The following is a 17,785-nucleotide window of genomic DNA, read 5'->3' on the forward strand; positions in this document are numbered from 1 at the left end:
GTCCGAGCGGCCGTACCGGTGGCCGTCCCAGCGAAGGAGAAGGTTCATGTCCCAGCCCGTAGCAGGGCGCGCCCGCACGACCACGAGCTTTCGGCCCTACGACGGCAGGCCGGTCGGCTCGGTCGCGGACACGCCCGCGGACGTCGTACGCGCCGTGGTGGAGCAGGCGGTCGACGCGGCGCCCGCGGTGGCCGGTGTGGCGCCCGCGCGGCGGCGCGACTGGCTGCGCGCCGTCGCGGACGGTGTGGAGCGCCACGCCGAGGAACTGATCGCGCTGGCCGACGAGGAGACCGGGCTCGGGGTGGCGCGGCTGACCTCGGAAGTGGCGCGCTGCGCCGACCAGTTGCGCTTCTACGGCGAGGTGGCGGCGGAGGGTTCGTATCTGGGGGTGACCGTCGACGGGGCCACCGCGGCGTCCCCGCGTCTCGTCCGGGTCAACCAACCGCTCGGTCCGGTCGCGGTGTTCGGGGCGAGCAACTTCCCGTTCGCCTTCTCCGTGCTCGGCAACGACACCGCCTCCGCGCTCGCGGCGGGCTGCCCGGTCGTGATGAAGGCGCACCCGGCCCATGTGACGCTCAGTGTGCGCCTGGCGCGGATCGCCGAGGGGGCGCTGCGCGAGGCCGGCGCTCCCGAGGGGACCTTCGCGCTGGTGACCGGCCGGGAGGCGGGGGTGGACCTGGTGCGCGCGGAGGGCGTCGCGGCGGTGGCGTTCACCGGTTCCCAGGCCGGTGGGCTGGCGCTGTGGCGGCTGGCGAACGAACGGGAGCGCGTGATCCCGGTCTACGCCGAGATGGGCACGGTCAACCCCGTGGTCGTCACCCGGGCCGCCGCGGCCTCGCGGATGGAGGACGTCGCGCGCGGCTTCGTCGGGTCGTTCACGCTGGGGGCGGGTCAGTTCTGCACCAAGCCGGGGCTGCTGCTGGTACCCGCGGGGCACGATGCCGCGCGGGTCGTCGGTGACGCGCTGGCGCAGGCGGCGCCTCGGCCGGTGATGCTGACCGAGGAGATCGCGGCCTCGGTCGAGCGCGGTCTCGGCGACCTGGTGGCCGCGGGCGCGGTCGTCGTGCGCGACGTTCCCGGCGCGGACGGCGGCTGGGGCGCGCGGGCGGCTGTTCTGTCGGCGCCGATCAGCGCGCTGCGTACGGGCAGTCGGCTGCTGGAGGAGTGCTTCGGGGCCGTCGCGCTGGTCGTCGAGTACGCGGACGAGCGGGAGGTGCGCGCGGCGCTCGGTGTGCTCCAGGGCAGCCTGGCGGGCACCGTCGTGACCGGTGACGACACCGATCCCGACGCGCCCTGGCTGGTGGAGGCGCTCACCCGGACCGTGGGGCGGGTCACCGTGAACGACTGGCCGACCGGTGTCGCCTACACCTGGGCCCAGCAGCACGGCGGGCCCTGGCCTGCCACGTCGAACGCCGCGGCCACCTCCGTGGGCGCCGCCGCCCTGGACCGGTTCGTCCGGCCCGTGACCTACCAGTCCGCGCCCGACGCGTGGTTGCCTCTCGCGGCGCGCGCCGACAACCCGTGGCGGCTGCCGCGGCGGGTCGACGGACGGCGTGAGGACCAGCGGGGGGAGCGATGACGCCGCTGCCGCTCGACGGCGTCGTCGTCGCCGACTTCAGCCGGGTGCTGGCCGGTCCGCTCGCCTCGGTGATGCTGGCGGACCTCGGGGCCACCGTCGTCAAGGTGGAACGCCCCGGCTCCGGCGACGACACCCGCGCCTGGGGTCCACCGTGGACCACCGATTCGAGCAGCTACTTCGAGTGCGCCAACCGGTCGAAGCGGTCAGTGACTCTCGATCTGAACGACGCCGAGGACCTCCGGCTGGCCCGGACGCTGGCCGATCGTGCCGACGTCCTGGTGGAGAACTTCAAGGACGGGGCGCTCGCCGCGCGGGGGCTCGGCTACGACTCCGTACGCCGAACCAATCCGCGTGTCGTGTACTGCTCGGTGACCGGCTTCGGCAGTCGCGGTGGTGCGGCGCTGGCGGGGTACGACTTCCTCGTCCAGGCCGTGGGCGGGCTGATGAGCGTCACCGGCGACCCGGACGCCGATCCGACGAAGGCCGGGGTGGCCCTGGTCGACGTGCTGACGGCCAAGGACGCCACCATCGGCATCCTCGCCGCGCTCCAGGCGCGTGAGCGCACCGGGGAGGGGCAGCGGGTCGAGGTCAACTTGCTGTCCAGTCTGCTGGGTTCGCTCGCCAATCAGGCCTCGGCGTATCTCACCACCGGCCGGGCGCCGGGGCGGATGGGCAACCGGCATCCCTCGATAGCGCCGTACGAAACCCTGCGCTGCGCGGACGAGTTGCTCGCCGTCGCCTGCGGGAACGACCGGCAGTTCGGCAAGTTGGCCGAGGTGCTGGAGGCCCCGGAGCTGGCCGCGGACGAGCGCTTCGCGACCAACCCGGCGCGGGTGGCGCACCGCGGCGATCTCGTCGGCGCGCTCGAGGAGCGCCTCGCGCGCGACACCGCCGAGGCGTGGGCGCGGCGGCTGACCGCTGTCGGTGTTCCGGCGGGCCGGGTCGGCGATCTCGCCTCCGCCGTCGCGCTGGCCGAGTCCCTCGGTCTGGAACCGACCGTGTCGGTCGGGCCCGCCTCGCCGCCGCAGATCCGCCACCCCATCACCTATTCGGCGACCCCGGTCACCAGCTACCGGCCGCCGCCCCGTCTCGGCGAACACAGCGCCGACGTACGCCGCTGGCTCACCGAGCCGTCACAGGAGGAGAACTCATGAAGTCCCCGGCCGCGCTGCCCCCGCTCGACCCTCGCGACCCCGCCGGTCTGAGCGACCTGCTCACCCCGGACGAGAAGGCCGTGGCCTCCTCGGTGCGCCAGCTCTGCTCCCAACTGGTCGACCCTCACGTGGCCGACTGGTTCGAGCGGGGAACCATCCCCGATATCCGCGCCGTGGCCAAGGAGTTGGGCGCGCTGGGGGTGCTCGGCATGCATCTGGAGGGCTACGGGTGTGCCGGTATGTCGGCCACCGAGTACGGGGTGGCCTGCCTCGAACTGGAGGCCTCCGACTCGGGGATCCGCTCGCTGGTGTCCGTGCAGGGCTCGCTGGCGATGTTCGCGATCTGGCGGTGGGGCAGCGAGGAGCACAAGCAGCGCTGGCTGCCGTCCATGGCCGCGGGTGAGGCGATCGGCTGCTTCGGCCTCACCGAGCCCGATGTCGGCTCCGACCCGGGCAGCATGCGCACCCGTGCGCGCCGCGACGGCGACGACTGGATCCTCGACGGCCGCAAGATGTGGATCACCAACGGCAGCGTGGCCGATGTGGCCGTGGTGTGGGCACAGACCGACGACGGGGTCCGCGGCTTCGTGGTCCCCACCGACACCCCGGGCTTCTCGGCGCCGGAGATCAAGCACAAGCTCTCGCTGCGCGCGTCCGTCACCAGCGAGCTGGTCCTCGACGGGGTGCGCCTTCCCGCCGATGCCGTGCTGCCCGAGGTCCGCGGTCTCAAGGGCCCCTTGAGCTGCCTCAACGAGGCCCGCTACGGCATCGTCTGGGGCGCGATGGGCGCGGCCCGCTCCTCGCTGTACGCGGCCCAGTCGTACGCCATGGAGCGGACGCAGTTCGGCAAGCCGATCGGGGCGTTCCAGTTGACCCAGCAGAAGCTCGCCGACATGTATCTCGAGTACACCAAGGGGGTGTTGCTGGCGCTCCATCTGGGGCGCCGCAAGGACGCCGGTACGCTGCGGCCCGAGCAGGTGAGCCTCGGCAAGCTCAACAACGTCCGGGAGGCGCTGGACATCTGCCGCACCGCCCGTACGGTCCTCGGGGCCAACGGTATCTCGCTGGAGTACCCGGTGATCCGGCACATGAACAACCTGGAGTCGGTGCTCACTTACGAGGGAACCGTGGAGATGCACACGCTCGTCGTCGGCCAGGCGGTCACCGGTCAGGCGGCGTTCCGCTGAGCGGTACGGGCCGGAGGTGATGTGCTCCTCCCCCGGCCCGCGCCACACCGGGGTGGGGTGAAAGGACCGGTGATCGGGGCGCGTTCACCGATAGTGGCCTCATGGACATGTGGGGTAAACGGGGCGACATGGTGGTGCATGACGTGGAGCCCTTCAACGCCGAACCGCCACCGGGCGCGCTGCTGGACCGCATCACGCCCGTGGACACCTTCTACGGCCGCAACCACGGGCCGATCCCCCGTATCGACACGGCGAGTTGGCGGCTGCGGGTGGACGGCCTGGTCGACCGTCCCCTCGAACTGTCCCTCGACGACCTGAGATGCCGCTTCCCGCAGGAGAGCGTGGTGGCGACCTTGCAGTGCGCGGGCAACCGGCGCGCGGATCTGATGCGGTTCCGCGACATCCCCGGTCAGCAGCCCTGGGGGCCGGGAGCCACCTCCACCGCGCGCTGGAGCGGGGTGAGCCTGGCCAAGGTACTGACCGAGGCCGGGCTCCGGGGCGAGGCCGCGCACATCGCCTTCACCGGCGCCGACATGTCCCAGGAGGCGCGCCCGCCGCAGCCCTTCGGCGCCTCCGTCCCGGTGGCGAAGGCCACCTCCGAGGAAGTGCTCCTGGCCTGGGCCATGAACGACCAGGCGCTGCCCACCGCGCACGGCGCGCCCTTGCGCGTGGTCGTCCCGGGCTGGATCGGCGCGCGCAGCGTCAAGTGGCTCCAGCGGATCACCGCCCTGGCGCGGCCGAGCGACAGCTACTTCCAGGCCGGTTACAGCGTCCTGCCGCCGGAAGCCGACCCGCACACCGCCGAGCCGGGCGACGGCATCGTCCTGGGCCCGATCGCCCTCCACTGCGCCATCCTGTGCCCCGAGAACGGCGCGCGGCTCCCGGCCGGGCCCACGCGGGTCACCGGCTTCGCTCTCGCCGGGGAGGACCGGACGGTGGCCCGCGTGGAGGTGTCCGGCGACGGTGGCACCACGTGGGTACGCGCCGATCTGGACGTACCGGAGAGCCCCTGGACCTGGCAGCACTGGCGTGCCGATCTCACCTTGCCCGCGGGCGGTACGGAACTGGTCGCGCGGGCCTGGGACTCCACCGCGGCCGTCCAGCCGGAGTCGGCCGCGACGGTGTGGAACCCCAAGGGGTACGCCAATACGTCGTGGGCCCGGCTGCGGGTGGCCTGCCCCCACCCGTGAACACACCACGGCGGGCGCCCGCACCACGTCGACGCCGAGCCGCTCCACGTCCGGCGAGGGCCGTGCGGCAGGATGGGCGCATGAGCGTAGTCAAGATCAACGTGCTGACCGTCCCCGCCGAGCAGCGGGAGACGCTGGAGAAGCGGTTCGCCTCTCGGGCCCATGCCGTGGAGAACTCCGACGGGTTCGAGTGGTTCGAGCTCCTGAAGCCCGTCGAGGGCACCGACAACTACCTCGTGTACACGCGCTGGCGTGACGAGGAGTCGTTCAAGGCGTGGATGGAGGGCCCCATGAAGTCGGCCCACCAGGGGGGTGGCGCGGAGAGCGGCGAGCGTCCGAAGCCCGCCGCTACCGGGTCCACGCTGTGGTCCTTCGAGGTCGTGCAGCAGGCGGCGCCGAAGGGCGCGTAGTACGCGGGTGTGGGCTGTCGACGCCGGGCCGGGAGGTTCTCGCGGCCCGGCGTCGCCGCGTAGGCGGCTCTGATACGTGATCGCCAACCGCGGGTGAGCTGGTTAGTCTGCCGCCATGCTGAACACGCACCGCCTGCGCATTCTGACCGAGGTCCATCGGAGTGGCAGCATCGCCGGGGCGGCGCGCGAGTTGAAGCTCTCCCCGTCCGCGGTCTCCCACCAGCTCTCCCAGTTGGAGAAGGAGGCCGGGGTCAGCCTGGTCGAGCGGAGCGCGCAGAGTCTGCGGCTGACGGCCGCCGGGCGGCGTCTGTCGCTGCGCGGGCAGGAGGTGCTGGCGCTGCTGGACGCCGCCGAGAAGGATCTGCTGGCGCAGTCGCGGGCCGACTCCGGGCATCTGCGCATCGGGTTCTTCGCCTCGGCCGGGTACCGGTTGGTGCCGCAGGCGCTGTCGCGGTTCTCCAGCCGCTATCCCGGGGTCGAGCTGGACCTGGTCGAGGGGCAGCCGCATGAGCTGGCCCACAGTGTGCAGCAGGGCGAGATCGATGTGCTGGTGGTGTTCGAGCACGCGCTCGACCCGTGGACCCCGCCGGAGGGCGTACAGGTCCGGGAGTTGATCCGCGAGCCGCAACTGCTGGTGGTGCCGAGCGGGCATCCGGCGGGGCGGCGCAGCCAGGTCCGGCTGGACGAGCTGGCGGGCGAGCAGTGGATCACGTCGTTCGGAACGGGCAGGCCGGTGCGGTCGGTACTGGAGCGCGCCTGCGCGTTGGAGGGCTTCGTCCCCAACATCCGCTGCCGCAGCGACCATTACGAGGTGGTGGCGGGCCTGGTCAGGGCCGGGATGGGGATCGCGCTGATGCCGAGCCTCGGGATCAACGACACCACCGGCCTGGAGACGACACGCGTGTCCGGCCCACGGCTGTACCGAAAGATAGGCGTCGCCTCCCGCCCCGGCAACGCGAACCCGGTACTCGGCACGTTCATCGCGTACTTGGTGAGCGCGGCGTCAAACCTACGCACCGCCCCGGGCCCGGGACGCACCACGAGCACGCGTGCGTAGGCCCGTGGCCCGGTGTGGCCTGTGGCCCACGTAGCCCGTGACCCGCGTAGCCCGTTGACCACGTAGGCCGTCGTCTGCGTGACCCATGGTCCACGCCGTCCGTGGCCCACATGGTCCGTGGCCCACGTGGCTCGTCGCCCACACAGCCCATCGTCCGCATGACCCGTGCCTTGCAGCCCGTGGTCCGCGTGGCCCGTGCCTTGCAGCCCGTGGTCCGCGTGGCCCATGGACCACGCAGTCCGTGGCGTGGCCCGCGTCGCCCGTGGCCTGGGCGGCCCGTCGGCCACGTGACCCATGGCCCGTGCAGCCCGTCGCCCCCAGCCCCTCCTCCCCGCAGGGCTCAGCCGATGAACGCCGCGATCCGGGCTCCGATCGTTCGCATCGCCTGGAGGAGTTCGAACTCTCGGCCCGGTGTGCAGTTGCCGAGTACCGCATAGCAGACCTCGCGTCTGCCGCGTACGACGCCCACGTCGCAGCGCATTCCGATGTCGGTGCCCGTCTTGTTGGCGACCCAGAGGCGGTCGAGGGGGACCTTGGGGACCGAGTCGTCCTCGGGGTCGTGCGGGATCGCTCCCGCCACCATGGTGCGGTCGGCGCACGCGGCCATCCAGCCGAGCATGAGGCGTGCCCAGGCCGCGGGGCCGGCGATCTGCTGGGTCAGGGCGGCCAGTTCGCGTGCCGTGCCGACCGCGAAGGTCGGGGGGTGCTCCGGCAGGCGCGGCTCGCGGATGAAGTCCAGGATCCGGGTCTGCGTCAACCCCAGTTCCGCGGCGCCCTTGTTGACGCGGTCGAGGCCGACCCGGCGGAGCAGGGCGTTCGTCGCGGTGTTGTCGCTGACGGCCGCGGTCAGCCGCGCCAGGTCGGAGACGGTCCACTGCCGGGCCGAGAGCTTGGCCAGCAGGCCGGAGCCGGCGCAGTAGTCCTCGTCGAGCAACGCGACCGGCTCGTCGGCCTCCAGGGTGCCGCCGGTCAGGCCGCGGGCGACCTCCGCCAGCAACAGCAGCTTGCCGACGCTCGCCAGCGCCAACGAGTCGTCCGCGCGGTGCTCCAGCAGGCCGGGGACCGCGACCGTCAGCGTGCCGGGGAGTTCCGGCGGCGGGAAGGCGGTCAGCATGCCAGTACCCGGCCCGGCCGCGCGCCGGTCACGGTGCCGTCCCGCACCACGATCTCCCCGGCGACGAGCACCAGATGGATGCCGACCGGCGTCAGCAGCGGTTCGGCGAAGGTCGCGCGGTCGGCGACCGTGGCGGGGTCGAGGACCACGAGGTCGGCGTGGGCACCGTCGCGTACGACACCGCGCCCAATTAGGTTGAATCGCGCGGCTGTTGCTCCGGTCATCTTGCGTACCGCCTCCTGGATCGACAGCAGTTGGAGGTCGCGAGCATAGTGGCCGAGCACCCGGGCGAACGTACCGGCCCAACGCGGGTGCGGGAGGCCCGGTTTGGGGACGCCGTCCGAGCCGATCATCGCGAACGGCGTGCGGAGCACACGCTGGACGTCGTCCTCGCGCATCGAGTGGCTGATGATGGTCACGTCACCGTCCTCGGCGAGCAGCAACTCGGCCACCACATCAAGGGCGTCGGCGCCACGTTCCTCGGCGATGTCGGCGATCGTCCGGCCCTGCAGTTCGCGGTGGTGCGCGGCACCGGCCACCGAGATCCGGTCCCAGCCGCCGTTGCCGACGGTGTTCTCCCAGCCGGGCACGCCCTCGGCGATCGCCGTGCGCATGCGTGCCCGCTCCCCGGCGTCGCGCAGGCGCTCCAGCAGCCGCTCCGGGCCGCCGTCGTGCGCCCAGGGCGGCAGCATCGCGGCGAGCGCCGTGCTGGCCGCGGTGTAGGGGTAGACGTCGCAGGTCAAGTCCATGCCCTCGGCGCGCAGCCGCTCCAGCCAGGGAAGGGTCCGCTCGGTGCCGCCCCAGCCGTACTTGCCCGCGGTCTTGTGGTGCGAGACATGCAGGGGCGCGCCGCTGGCCTGCGCGATCGCCACCGCTTCGGCGAGCGCCTCCTCGACGCGGGACATCTCGTCGCGCAGATGGGTCACGTACGGCTTGCGGTGCCGGGCCGCGACGGTCGCGAGCGCGGTGACCTCGGCGGTGTCGGCGTAGGAGCCCGGCGTGTAGATGAGGCCGGTGGACAGCCCGGCGGCGCCCGCGGTGAAGTTCCGGTCCAACACCTCGCACATCTCGGCGAGTTCGTCCGCCGTGGCGGGGCGGGCGGCATGGCCGACGACGGCCGCGCGCAGCGTGCCGTGTCCGACGAGCGAGGCGAGATGGTTGGCGCGGCCGACGGAGGCGTGCGCGTCGGCGAAGGCGGCGAAGTCCGGGTACGGGCCAGGGAACGCGCTGTCGCCGCAGTTGCCGCAGACCTCGACGGTCACGCCCTGGAGCACGGCGGCGTGCGCCTGTTCGTCCCCGGTGCCGTTGAGGGTCGTCTCGTCGGAGTGGGTGTGAGCGTCGATGAAGCCGGGCGTGACGACGAGCCCCGAGACGTCCACGACCCGGTCGGCCGTGGCGGCGGTGCCCGGCGCCAGAAGCCGGATCCTGCCCCCGGTGATGCCGATGTCCCCGGCCGTCAGCGGCGCGCCGGTGCCGTCCGCGATCTCGCCGCCGCGCAGCAGCAGGTCGAAGTGGCCGCCGCTCATCGCACCGCCCCGGCCGCCGTGACGCCACCGCGCACGCGCTCGTCGGACGCCGCGCCCGGTGCGGGGTCCGGGACGGTGAAGGAGGGGACCGCGGTCGGATTCAGGGGCATGGGCTTCCTCACGGGAGTGCTCGCACGGACCGCCCCAGCGTGCAGCGGCGCGGGGCGCGCTCGCGGGGAGCGTCGAAAACCTCGCGGCTCACGCACCATTTCCTGTGCGGCTGTTTCCGGACGCCCGACGGCGCCCATGGTGACGGCCCGTCCAGCCGCGCGGAGGCCGCCCCGGTGACGAGAATCGACTCTCAGCGCGCAGTTCCTCGACGCTCGGCCGGTCCGCGTCGGCGCCTTCCCTAGCTTGGGGCGCATGGGCAGCAACACAGTGATGGACCAGGTATGGCCGCGCACAGCGACGTGGGCCGAGGGTGAACTCCGTCTCGGCGGGCTCGGTGTGCGGCATCTCGCGGCGGAGTTCGGCACGCCGCTCTACGTTCTGGACGAGGACGACTTCCGCGCGCGCTGCGCGGCCTGGCCGGCCGCGTTCCCCGGGGGCGACATCCACTACGGCGGCAAGGCGTTCCTGGCCCCGGCCGTGGTCGGCTGGCTGCGCGAACTCGGGCTGTCGCTCGATGTGTGCAGCGGCGGCGAGCTGGCCGTGGCGCGCAGGGGCGGGATGCCCGCCGAGCGCGTGGTCTTCCACGGCAACAACAAGTCGGTGGCCGAGATACGCGATGCCGTGCGGTGGGGCATCGGATGCGTCGTCCTCGACTCGTTCCAGGAGCTGGAGCGGGTGGCGGACGTCGCGCGCGCGTCGGGCGTACGGCAGGCCGTCATGATCCGGGTGAAGCCCGGGGTGGACGCGGACACGCACGCCTCGTGGGCGACGGGCGGCGAGAACACGAAGTTCGGTCTGTCGATGGCCTCCGGTGAGGCGGCCGAGGCGGTCCGCCGGGTGCTGGCCGAGCCGTCCCTGGAACTGGTCGGGCTGCACTCGCACATCGGCTCGCAGATCTTCGACCTCGGCTCCTTCGCCACGGCCGCGCACCGCATGGTCGGGTTCCTGCGGGAGGTCGAGCGGGAGCACGGTGTGACGATCGGCAAGCTGGATCTCGGCGGCGGCCTCGGTGTCCCGTATCTGCCGGGCGAGAAGGCCGCCCCGACCCCGGCGGAACTCGCCGAGGTCCTGCGGGCGGCGGTCCCCGCGGACGTACGGATCGCGCTCGAACCCGGCCGGTCGGTGGTCGGGCCGACGACGGTCGCGCTCTACGAGGTCGGTACGGTCAAGGGCCGCTACCTCAGCGTGGACGGCGGCATGAGCGACAACCCGCGCCCGGCGACGTACGGCGCCGCGTACACGGCCGTCCTCGCGTCCCGTACGAGTGAGGCGGCGGCCCGGAACTTCACGATCGTCGGCAAGCACTGCGAGACCGGCGACATCCTGGTCGACGGCGTCGATCTGCCGGGTGACGTCCGTCCCGGCGACCTGATCGCGATCCCCTGCTCCGGCGCCTATCAGCGCTCGGCGGCGAGCAACTACAACCTGCTCCCGCGCCCGCCGGTCGTCGCCGTGCGCGACGGTGTGGCACGGACGATCGTCCGCCGCGAGACCGAGGAGGATCTGCTGCGGCTGTATGTGTGACACGCCGTACGGAAGCAGGGTGGGGCCCGAGCACATGTGCTCGGGCCCCACCTTGTCGTATGCGATCAGGCCTGTGGATCGGTGAGTACCTGGTCCAGGAAGGTCAACGTCTTGTTGTCCGCGTCCAGCCGGGCCCGCACGCCGACCGGGTACGTCTGCATCTGCGTGTTGTGGCCGATGTTCACGCCCATCAGGACCGGCACGCCGAGGTCGCCGAAGCGTTCGGCGAGCATCCGGTCGATGTGCTCGGGGTCGCCGCACTCGGTGAACGTGCCGAGGACGATCCCGGCGACGCCGTCGAGGTAGCTCCTGGAGCGCCGGATCTGGGTGATGATGCGGTCCATCCGGAACGGGAACTCGTCGACGTCCTCCAGGAACAGGATCGCGTCGCGCGCCGGATACGTGGTGTCGGTACCGAAGTTGGCGGCGATGAGGGTCGCGGTGCCGCCCAGCGTGAGGCCCTCGGCGACGCCCGGGACGAGGGTGCGCGCGCCGGGGAAGGTCAGCTCCTTCACGTCGGCGGGCGTGTAGAGGAGCTTCATCAGCTCCTTGAAGTCGTACTCCTCGGGCCCTTCCCAGAACCCGCCGCACGCGACCATCGGCCCGAACAGCGACACCCAGCCGAGCTTGACGGCCAGCGCCTCGAGGAGGGCGGTCACATCGGAGTAGCCGACGACGACCTTGGGCGCCGCGGCGTCGATCGTGTGCCAGTCCATCAACTCCAGGGTGCGCTGGGAGCCGTAGCCGCCGCAGGCCAGGAAGACGCCCGCGTACCGGGGGTCGGTCAGGGCCCGGGTGAGGTCCTCGGCGCGGCGGGTGTCGTCGCCCGCGAGGTAGTCGTACATGCTCCCGGTGTCGCGGGCCGAGGCGAAGACCTCCGGCTGAAGGCCCACGGACCTCAGGGCGCGCAGGCCCGACTCCAGGTGCTCCTGGTTCTCCACGGGCGAGCTGGCGCAGAGCACGGCGACGGTGTCACCGGGCTTGAGCGCGGGCGGACGAAGCAGAGTCATGCGGTCTCCAAGGCGGTCGGGGCGAGAAGGTGGCACGCGGCGGCGCACGCGTCCGGTGCCAGGACGGGGAGTTCACGGCGGTCGCAGGCGCTCGCCGCGCGTTCGTCGGCGGACGCGTCGGCCCAGCGCCCGCAGCGCGGGTGGAAGCGGCAGCCGGCCGGGATCGCGGTGGGGTCCGGCGGCTCGCCTGTCAGCAGCGTCGGGCGCCAGTCCTCGGCGCCGCTGGGGATGACGGACAACAGGGCCCGGGTGTACGGGTGTTGGGGGCGCAGCAGGACGTCCTCGACGGTGCCCTGCTCCACGACCCGGCCGAGGTACATCACCGCGACGCGGTCCGCGATGTTCCAGGCCAGGCCCAGGTCGTGGCTGACGACGAGGGCCGAGAGGCCGAGTTCGTCGCGCAGCCGGAGCAGCAGCGCGAGGATCTCGCCGCGGACCGAGGCGTCGAGCGAGGCCACCGGTTCGTCGGCGACGATCACCGAGGGGTTGAGGGCCAGCGCACCGGCGATGACGACGCGCTGCTGCTGGCCGCCGGACAGTTCGTGCGGGTACCGGCGGAAGAAGTCCTCCGGGGGCCGGAGTCCGGCCTGGGACAGGGCGTTGTGCACGGTCTCGGGGAGCCGGTCGGTGAGCCCGTGCAGGCGCGGCCCCATGGCCACGGCGTCGTAGACGTTCTGCTTGGGGTTGAGCGCGCCGCCGGGGTCCTGGAGGACGAGCTGGGTGTGGCGGCGGTAGCGCTTGAGGGCCGCCGCCGAGTAGTCCAACGGTGTGTCCTCGTACCGCACTTGCCCGTCGGTCGGCTTGACCAGTCCGACAAGGGCGCGGGCGAGCGTCGACTTGCCGCAGCCGGACTCGCCGATCAGCGCGACGATCTCACCCTTGCCGACGCGCAGGTTGACTCCGTCGACGGCGCGCGCCGGGCCCCGGCCGCCGGAGGCCGGGTAGACGACGGACAGGTCGCGGACCTCCAGGGCGGGCGGCTGGGTCGCGTTCTCGGTGTCGGTGTCGGTGTCGGTGTCGGTGTCGGTGTCGGTGTCGGTCACGAGGTACCTCCGTGATCGGGGTGGACGCGCAGACAGGCGGCGGAGCGGCCGGGTCCGGCGGGCCACAGCAGCATCTCCCCGCTGCGGCAGGACTCGGTGGCCTCCGCGCAGCGGGGTGCGAAGGCGCAGCCCTCGCCGACCTCCGAGGGCCGGGGCGGGTCGCCCGCCAGGCCCGCCGGGGCGCGCCGGGAGGCCGGGTCGCCGATCGTGGGGAACGCCCGGGACAGGGCGCGGGTGTAGGGGTGCCGCGGGTCCTCGAGTACCTGCCGGGACGGGCCGAGTTCGACGATCCGGCCCGCGTACATCACGGCCAGCCGGTCGCAGGTGTGGGCCAGCAGCGACAGATCGTGGGTGATCATGATGACCGCGATCCGCGACTCGCGGACCAACTGGGCCAGCAACTCCAGGATCTGGGCCTGGACCATGACGTCCAGGGCGGTCGTCGGCTCGTCGGCGATGATCAGGTCCGGGCGGCAGGCCAGCGCCATGGCGATCATCACGCGCTGGCGCTGTCCGCCGGAGAACTCGTGCGGGTAGCCGCGCATCCGCCGGGAGGGGATGCCGACGCTGTCGAGGAGTTCGGCGGCGCGGCGCTCGGCCTCCTTCGCGCTCACCTTGTCGTGCAGCACGATCGGTTCGACGATCTGCTCCAGGACGGTGCGTACGGGGTTCAGCGCGCTCATCGCGCCCTGGAACACCACGGACGCCCCGGCCCAGCGCACCGCGCGCAGTCGGCCCCAGCTCGTGGTCAGCAAGTCCTCGCCGCGGAACAGCACTTCGCCGCTGACCCGCGCCTTGGCACCGTGCAGGCGGAGCAGGCCGAGGGCCATGGTCGACTTGCCGCAGCCGGACTCGCCCGCGATGCCGAGGGTGTCGCCGGGGGCGAGCGCGAAGCTGACGCCGCGTACGGCGGGCACGGACCGGCCGCCCTGCCGGTAACTGACGTGCAGATCACGGACGTCGAGCAGCGGGCTCTCGGCCTCGGCGTCCTCGGCCGCCACCGGTTCGGTGCGCGTCGTGTCGGTGGTCATCACTTCTTCTCCATCCGCGGGTCGAGGACGTACTCGACGGCCCGGCCGGTGAGGGTGAAGGCCAGCACCACCGCGAGGATCGCCAGGCCCGGCGGTACGAGGAACCACCAGGCCCCGGCGGTGAACGCGCCGCCGAAGAAGGCCTCATGGAGCATCTCGCCCCAGGTGACGTCGGCGGGGTTGCCGAGGCCGAGGAAGGTCAGCGTCGCCTCGGAGAGCAGGGACCCGGCGACGGTCAGCGTGCTGGAGACAAGGATCAGCGGCATGACGTTGGGCAGGACCTGCTGCGTCATGATCTGCCGGTCTCCGGCGCCGAGGGCGCGGGCCCGTTCGACGAACGGCCGGGCCTCCACGGCCAGGGTCTGCGCGCGGACCAGGCGCGCGGTCGCGGTCCAGGAGGTCACGGCGATCGCGATGGTGATCGACATCGATCCCTGGCCGAGGACCGCGGCGAGCGAGATCGCCAGCGGCAGGCTCGGCAGGGCGATGAACCAGTCGGTGACCTGCATCAGGATCCGGCCGACGAATCCGCCGTAGTGCCCTGCGATGATCCCGACCGCGCTGCCGAAGACGACCGTCAGGACGGTGGCGATGACGCCGATGCGCAGCGACTCCCGGGAGCCCCAGATGAGCAGCAGCAGGACGCTGCGGCCCGACTGGTCGGTGCCGAGCGGGTAGTCAGCGCTCGGTGGTGCGAGCAGCGGGCCGTCGACCTGGGTGACATCGAGCTGCTCGTCGCCGATGAACAGCGGTGCGGCCAGGGCCAGTACGGAGAAGGCGACGAGGATCACGAGGCCGGCCACGCCGGAGGGACGGCCGCGGAAGGCACGCGCGAAGCGGCGGGCCCCGGCGAACCGGCTGGGCAGGGCCGCGGTGGCGGTCTGTGCGGCGGTCACTGGTCACGCACCCGTGGGTCGAGGAACCGGTAGGCGAGGTCCGCCAGGAGATTCATGAGGATCACACTCGCGCTGAAGACGATGAAGGTGCCCTGGAGCAGCGGCAGGTCGGGGATCTTGAGGGCCTCGAAGGTCAGGTCGCCGAGGCCCGGCCAGGAGAAGATGGCCTCCACCGTGACCGCGCCGCTGATCAGCGTCCCCAGATGCATGAAGATCATGGTCACGGAGGGCAGCAGGGCGTTGGGCAGGGCGTGGCGGCGGCGCACGGCGGCGTCGGTCAGACCCTTGGCCCGCGCGGTCAGCAGGTAGGGGCTGCCGAGTTCCTCGGTGATGGAGGACCGCATGATGGTCACGTACTGGGCGTAGACGACGAGGACCATGGTCAGCGCGGGCAGGACGAGATGCTTGGCGACGTCCAGCCAGTGCGTCAGCCCGGTCTGCGGCAGGGTCGGATCGCCCATCCCGGCCGTGGGCAGGAACCCGTGGAACGGGCCGACGCCGACGCTGAAGACGATCAGCAGGATCATGCCCAGCCAGAACGTGGGCACCGACCACAGGGTCAGCGCGGTGGCGGAGGTGACGCGGTCGAACAGGCTGCCCGCGCGCCATCCGCTGCGCAGCCCGAGCCAGAGGCCGAGGAGCACGGAGATGACGAAGGACGTGCCCATGAGCAGCAGGGTCGGGCCGAGGCGGTGCATGGTCAGCGACGCGACGGACTGCTGGTACTCCCAGGAGTAGCCGAGGTTGCCGTGGAGGGTGTCGTTGACGAAGTCGAGGAACCGTTCCCAGATCGGCTTGTCCAGGCCCAACTGGACGCGCAGCCGGATCAGTTCGGCCTCGCTGACGGGTCGGCCGCGGGTCATGGTGCGGACCGGGTCGGCGGGCATCAGGTTGAACAGGACGAAGCCGATGACGAGGGTGACCGCGAAGCTGACGACGGCCGCGGCGAGCTTGGTGAGCAGATAGCCGGGTCCGGGCAGGCGCGACATCCTGCGTTCGGTGCGGCCCTTGGCGGGGGCCTTCGCCGCCTCCGCCTCGGGCTCCTCGGCCGACTGCGGTTCGGCGAGGGCGGGGCGGCTACTCACGGTCGTCCGCTCCGGCGCGGCGGCGGACGACGGCGACGCCCGCTCCGAGCACGATCACCGCGGCACCGATGCCCAGCCACAGGCCGGTGTTGCCGCCGCCCGAGGAGGAGTCGGAGGAGGAGCTTCCGGGGGTGGCCTTGAGGTAGCTCCAGAACGCCGTCTGGGCGGGGTAGAAGCCGTCGGCGTTCGCCTTGCCGGTGATCAGGCCGTCGGCCTTCGAGGAGTGCGCGATCTTGATGGTCTTGTTGTAGAACATGATGTCGACGTCGGCGTCGTAGAGGATCTCCTGCATCTGGCCGACGACCTTGGCCCGTTCGGCCGGGTCGAAGAGCGTCGCCTGCTTGGCGAACAGCTTCTCGTAGGCGGGGTCGCAGAAGAAGGAGTCGGTGTTGCCTCCGGTGCCGTCGTCCTTCGGCAGGGTCGTACAGCTCTGGATGCCGAGTTGGTAGGTCGGGTCCGGGCCGGTGGTCCACGCGTCCATCAGCATGTCCCAGTTGCCCTTGCCCAGGTCGCTGTTGAGCGCGCTCATGCTCATCGCCTGGATCGTGGCGTTGACACCGATGACCTTGAGCCAGCCCACCAGATAGCGGGAGATCGCCGCGTCCTCGGCGTCGTCGGAGTGGATGCCGAGACGCAGGTTCAACGGCTTGTCCGTCTTGGGGTCGATACGGGTGCCACCGGGACCGCGCTTGTAACCCGCCTTGTCCAGCATCTTGTTGGCGGCGGCGGGATCGTAGCTCTGCTTCTTGCCGGGCTCCGGCTGCCAGTTCCACTGCGGCCAGGCCGGAGGCAGGTAGCCCTCCGCGATCTTCCCCTGCCCGTTGAGCACCTTGGTCACGAGGGTCTTCTTGTCGACGCTCAGGGCGATCGCCCGGCGCAGCACGGGGTCGGCCAGCGCCGGGTTGCCGGTGCCGATGGGCTTGCCGGTACGGGTCTTCGCGCCGGGGTTCAGCTCCAGGCCGACCCAGCCATGGCCGACGGCCTGTGCCGTGTGCACCCCGTCGACATGCTGGAGCGAGGAGTACTCGGTCGCGTTGATGCCGTTGATGTAGTCCAACTGGCCGGACTTCAGCGCGGCGACGGCGGCGTCGGTCTCCTTGTAGATCTGCTGGATCAGGTGGTCGTACTTCGGGGCGCCGAGGACGAAGGACTTGTTGGCGTCGAACTTGGCGTACTGGCCGTTCTTGTACTCCGTGAGGATCCAGGGCCCGTAGCCGACGACCGGGAAGGAGGTGTTCTTGTAGTTCCTGAGGTCCTTCACATGCGACTGCCAGATGTGCTTGGGCACGATCGGGATGCCGGATATGGGGATGCTGCTGTAAGTGACGTTCGCCTTGGGCTTCTTGGTCTTGATGACCAGCGTGGTGGCGTCGGGCGCGGTGACCTTCTCGAAGTCGGCCACCAGGGAGCTGTTCGCGGTCCCGGCGACGTCGTCGGTCATGACGAGGTGGAGCGTCCAGGCCGCGTCCTCCGCGGTCAGCGGCTTGCCGTCGCTCCACTTCAGACCCTCGCGCAGCTTGAACGTCCAGGTGAGCTGGTCGTCCGAGAGGGTCCAGGAGGTGGCCAGGTAGGGCTTGGGGGCGCCGTTGTCGTCGATCGTGGTGAGCGACGGGTAGATGGTGCCGAAGATGTCGAGCGCGCCGTTGAAGTAGGCGGTGAACGGGTTCAGTGTGTCCACTCCCGAGCCGTCCATCGCGACCCGGAGGGTCGTGCCGGACGAGGCCGCGGCGGCCGTCGTCAGGCCGGGGGCGGTGGGGCCGGCCAGGAGCAGGCCACCGGCGACGGCGGCGGCCAGAGCCGTTCGGAATCCAGGGGTCTCACGCACAGCCAAGTCAGGTCTCCGGAGGATGAGGAGGGAAGGGGGACCG

Annotated in this window: 15 protein-coding genes; 7 read left to right on the forward strand and 8 right to left on the reverse strand. The window is 71.8% G+C overall.

Annotated elements, in window-relative coordinates:
• Positions 1 to 46 precede the first annotated feature (46 nt).
• The 6 genes from ACZ60T_RS02395 to ACZ60T_RS02420 all read left to right on the forward strand — a co-directional run bounded on the left by ACZ60T_RS02395 (position 47) and on the right by ACZ60T_RS02420 (position 6,577).
• Entirely contained in the window at positions 47 to 1,579 is a 1,533-nt protein-coding gene (locus tag ACZ60T_RS02395) for an aldehyde dehydrogenase family protein (protein WP_469663746.1), read from the forward strand.
• Entirely contained in the window at positions 1,576 to 2,733 is a 1,158-nt protein-coding gene (locus ACZ60T_RS02400) for a CaiB/BaiF CoA transferase family protein (protein WP_469663748.1), read from the forward strand. The genes ACZ60T_RS02395 and ACZ60T_RS02400 overlap by 4 nt, the downstream gene beginning before the upstream one ends.
• Complete coding sequence (locus tag ACZ60T_RS02405) at positions 2,730 to 3,920, forward strand: acyl-CoA dehydrogenase family protein (RefSeq protein ID WP_469663750.1); 1,191 nt, start codon at positions 2,730 to 2,732, stop codon at positions 3,918 to 3,920. Before ACZ60T_RS02400 ends, ACZ60T_RS02405 begins: the two co-directional genes overlap by 4 nt.
• Positions 3,921 to 4,021: 101 nt before the next feature.
• Entirely contained in the window at positions 4,022 to 5,110 is a 1,089-nt protein-coding gene (locus ACZ60T_RS02410) for a sulfite oxidase (RefSeq protein ID WP_469663752.1), read from the forward strand.
• A gap of 80 nt (positions 5,111 to 5,190) precedes the next feature.
• Entirely contained in the window at positions 5,191 to 5,520 is a 330-nt protein-coding gene (locus ACZ60T_RS02415) for an antibiotic biosynthesis monooxygenase family protein (RefSeq protein ID WP_365630525.1), read from the forward strand.
• A gap of 115 nt (positions 5,521 to 5,635) precedes the next feature.
• Positions 5,636 to 6,577 (forward strand): LysR family transcriptional regulator, encoded by a 942-nt coding sequence (locus ACZ60T_RS02420; RefSeq protein WP_365630522.1) that lies wholly within the window; start codon positions 5,636 to 5,638, stop codon positions 6,575 to 6,577.
• 340 nt (positions 6,578 to 6,917) lie between these two features.
• Here the strand turns inward: ACZ60T_RS02420 and ACZ60T_RS02425 are convergent, their stop codons facing one another.
• Positions 6,918 to 7,691 (reverse strand): serine hydrolase, encoded by a 774-nt coding sequence (locus tag ACZ60T_RS02425; protein ID WP_365630519.1) that lies wholly within the window; start codon positions 7,689 to 7,691, stop codon positions 6,918 to 6,920.
• Positions 7,685 to 9,217 carry an N-acyl-D-amino-acid deacylase family protein gene (locus ACZ60T_RS02430; RefSeq protein WP_469663754.1) on the reverse strand — a complete coding sequence of 511 codons (1,533 nt, stop codon included), beginning with the start codon at positions 9,215 to 9,217 and terminating at the stop codon, positions 7,685 to 7,687. Before ACZ60T_RS02430 ends, ACZ60T_RS02425 begins: the two co-directional genes overlap by 7 nt.
• A 363-nt stretch (positions 9,218 to 9,580) precedes the next feature.
• Here ACZ60T_RS02430 and lysA point away from each other — a divergent pair, with 363 nt between their 5' ends.
• Positions 9,581 to 10,852 carry a diaminopimelate decarboxylase gene (lysA, locus tag ACZ60T_RS02435; protein ID WP_469663756.1) on the forward strand — a complete coding sequence of 424 codons (1,272 nt, stop codon included), beginning with the start codon at positions 9,581 to 9,583 and terminating at the stop codon, positions 10,850 to 10,852.
• Positions 10,853 to 10,917: 65 nt separating this feature from the next.
• Here the strand turns inward: lysA and ACZ60T_RS02440 are convergent, their stop codons facing one another.
• From ACZ60T_RS02440 to ACZ60T_RS02465, 6 genes are read right to left on the reverse strand one after another with little or no spacing between them, the layout of a single operon-like run.
• Complete coding sequence (locus ACZ60T_RS02440) at positions 10,918 to 11,862, reverse strand: S66 peptidase family protein (RefSeq protein WP_469663758.1); 945 nt, start codon at positions 11,860 to 11,862, stop codon at positions 10,918 to 10,920.
• Positions 11,859 to 12,905, reverse strand: coding sequence for an ABC transporter ATP-binding protein (locus tag ACZ60T_RS02445; RefSeq protein ID WP_469663760.1), 1,047 nt, complete (start codon positions 12,903 to 12,905; stop codon positions 11,859 to 11,861). The genes ACZ60T_RS02440 and ACZ60T_RS02445 overlap by 4 nt, the downstream gene beginning before the upstream one ends.
• Positions 12,902 to 13,936: an ABC transporter ATP-binding protein gene (locus ACZ60T_RS02450; protein WP_469663762.1), complete on the reverse strand. Its 1,035-nt coding sequence runs from the start codon at positions 13,934 to 13,936 to the stop codon at positions 12,902 to 12,904. The genes ACZ60T_RS02445 and ACZ60T_RS02450 overlap by 4 nt, the downstream gene beginning before the upstream one ends.
• Positions 13,936 to 14,832, reverse strand: coding sequence for an ABC transporter permease (locus tag ACZ60T_RS02455; protein ID WP_365630503.1), 897 nt, complete (start codon positions 14,830 to 14,832; stop codon positions 13,936 to 13,938). The genes ACZ60T_RS02450 and ACZ60T_RS02455 overlap by 1 nt, the downstream gene beginning before the upstream one ends.
• Entirely contained in the window at positions 14,829 to 15,917 is a 1,089-nt protein-coding gene (locus ACZ60T_RS02460; RefSeq protein ID WP_469663764.1) for an ABC transporter permease, read from the reverse strand. The genes ACZ60T_RS02455 and ACZ60T_RS02460 overlap by 4 nt, the downstream gene beginning before the upstream one ends.
• Positions 15,910 to 17,742, reverse strand: a complete 1,833-nt coding sequence (locus tag ACZ60T_RS02465; RefSeq protein ID WP_469664725.1) for an ABC transporter substrate-binding protein — start codon at positions 17,740 to 17,742, stop codon at positions 15,910 to 15,912. Before ACZ60T_RS02465 ends, ACZ60T_RS02460 begins: the two co-directional genes overlap by 8 nt.
• Positions 17,743 to 17,785 lie beyond the last annotated feature (43 nt).

Source organism: Streptomyces sp. NPDC104371, assembly GCF_055583785.1.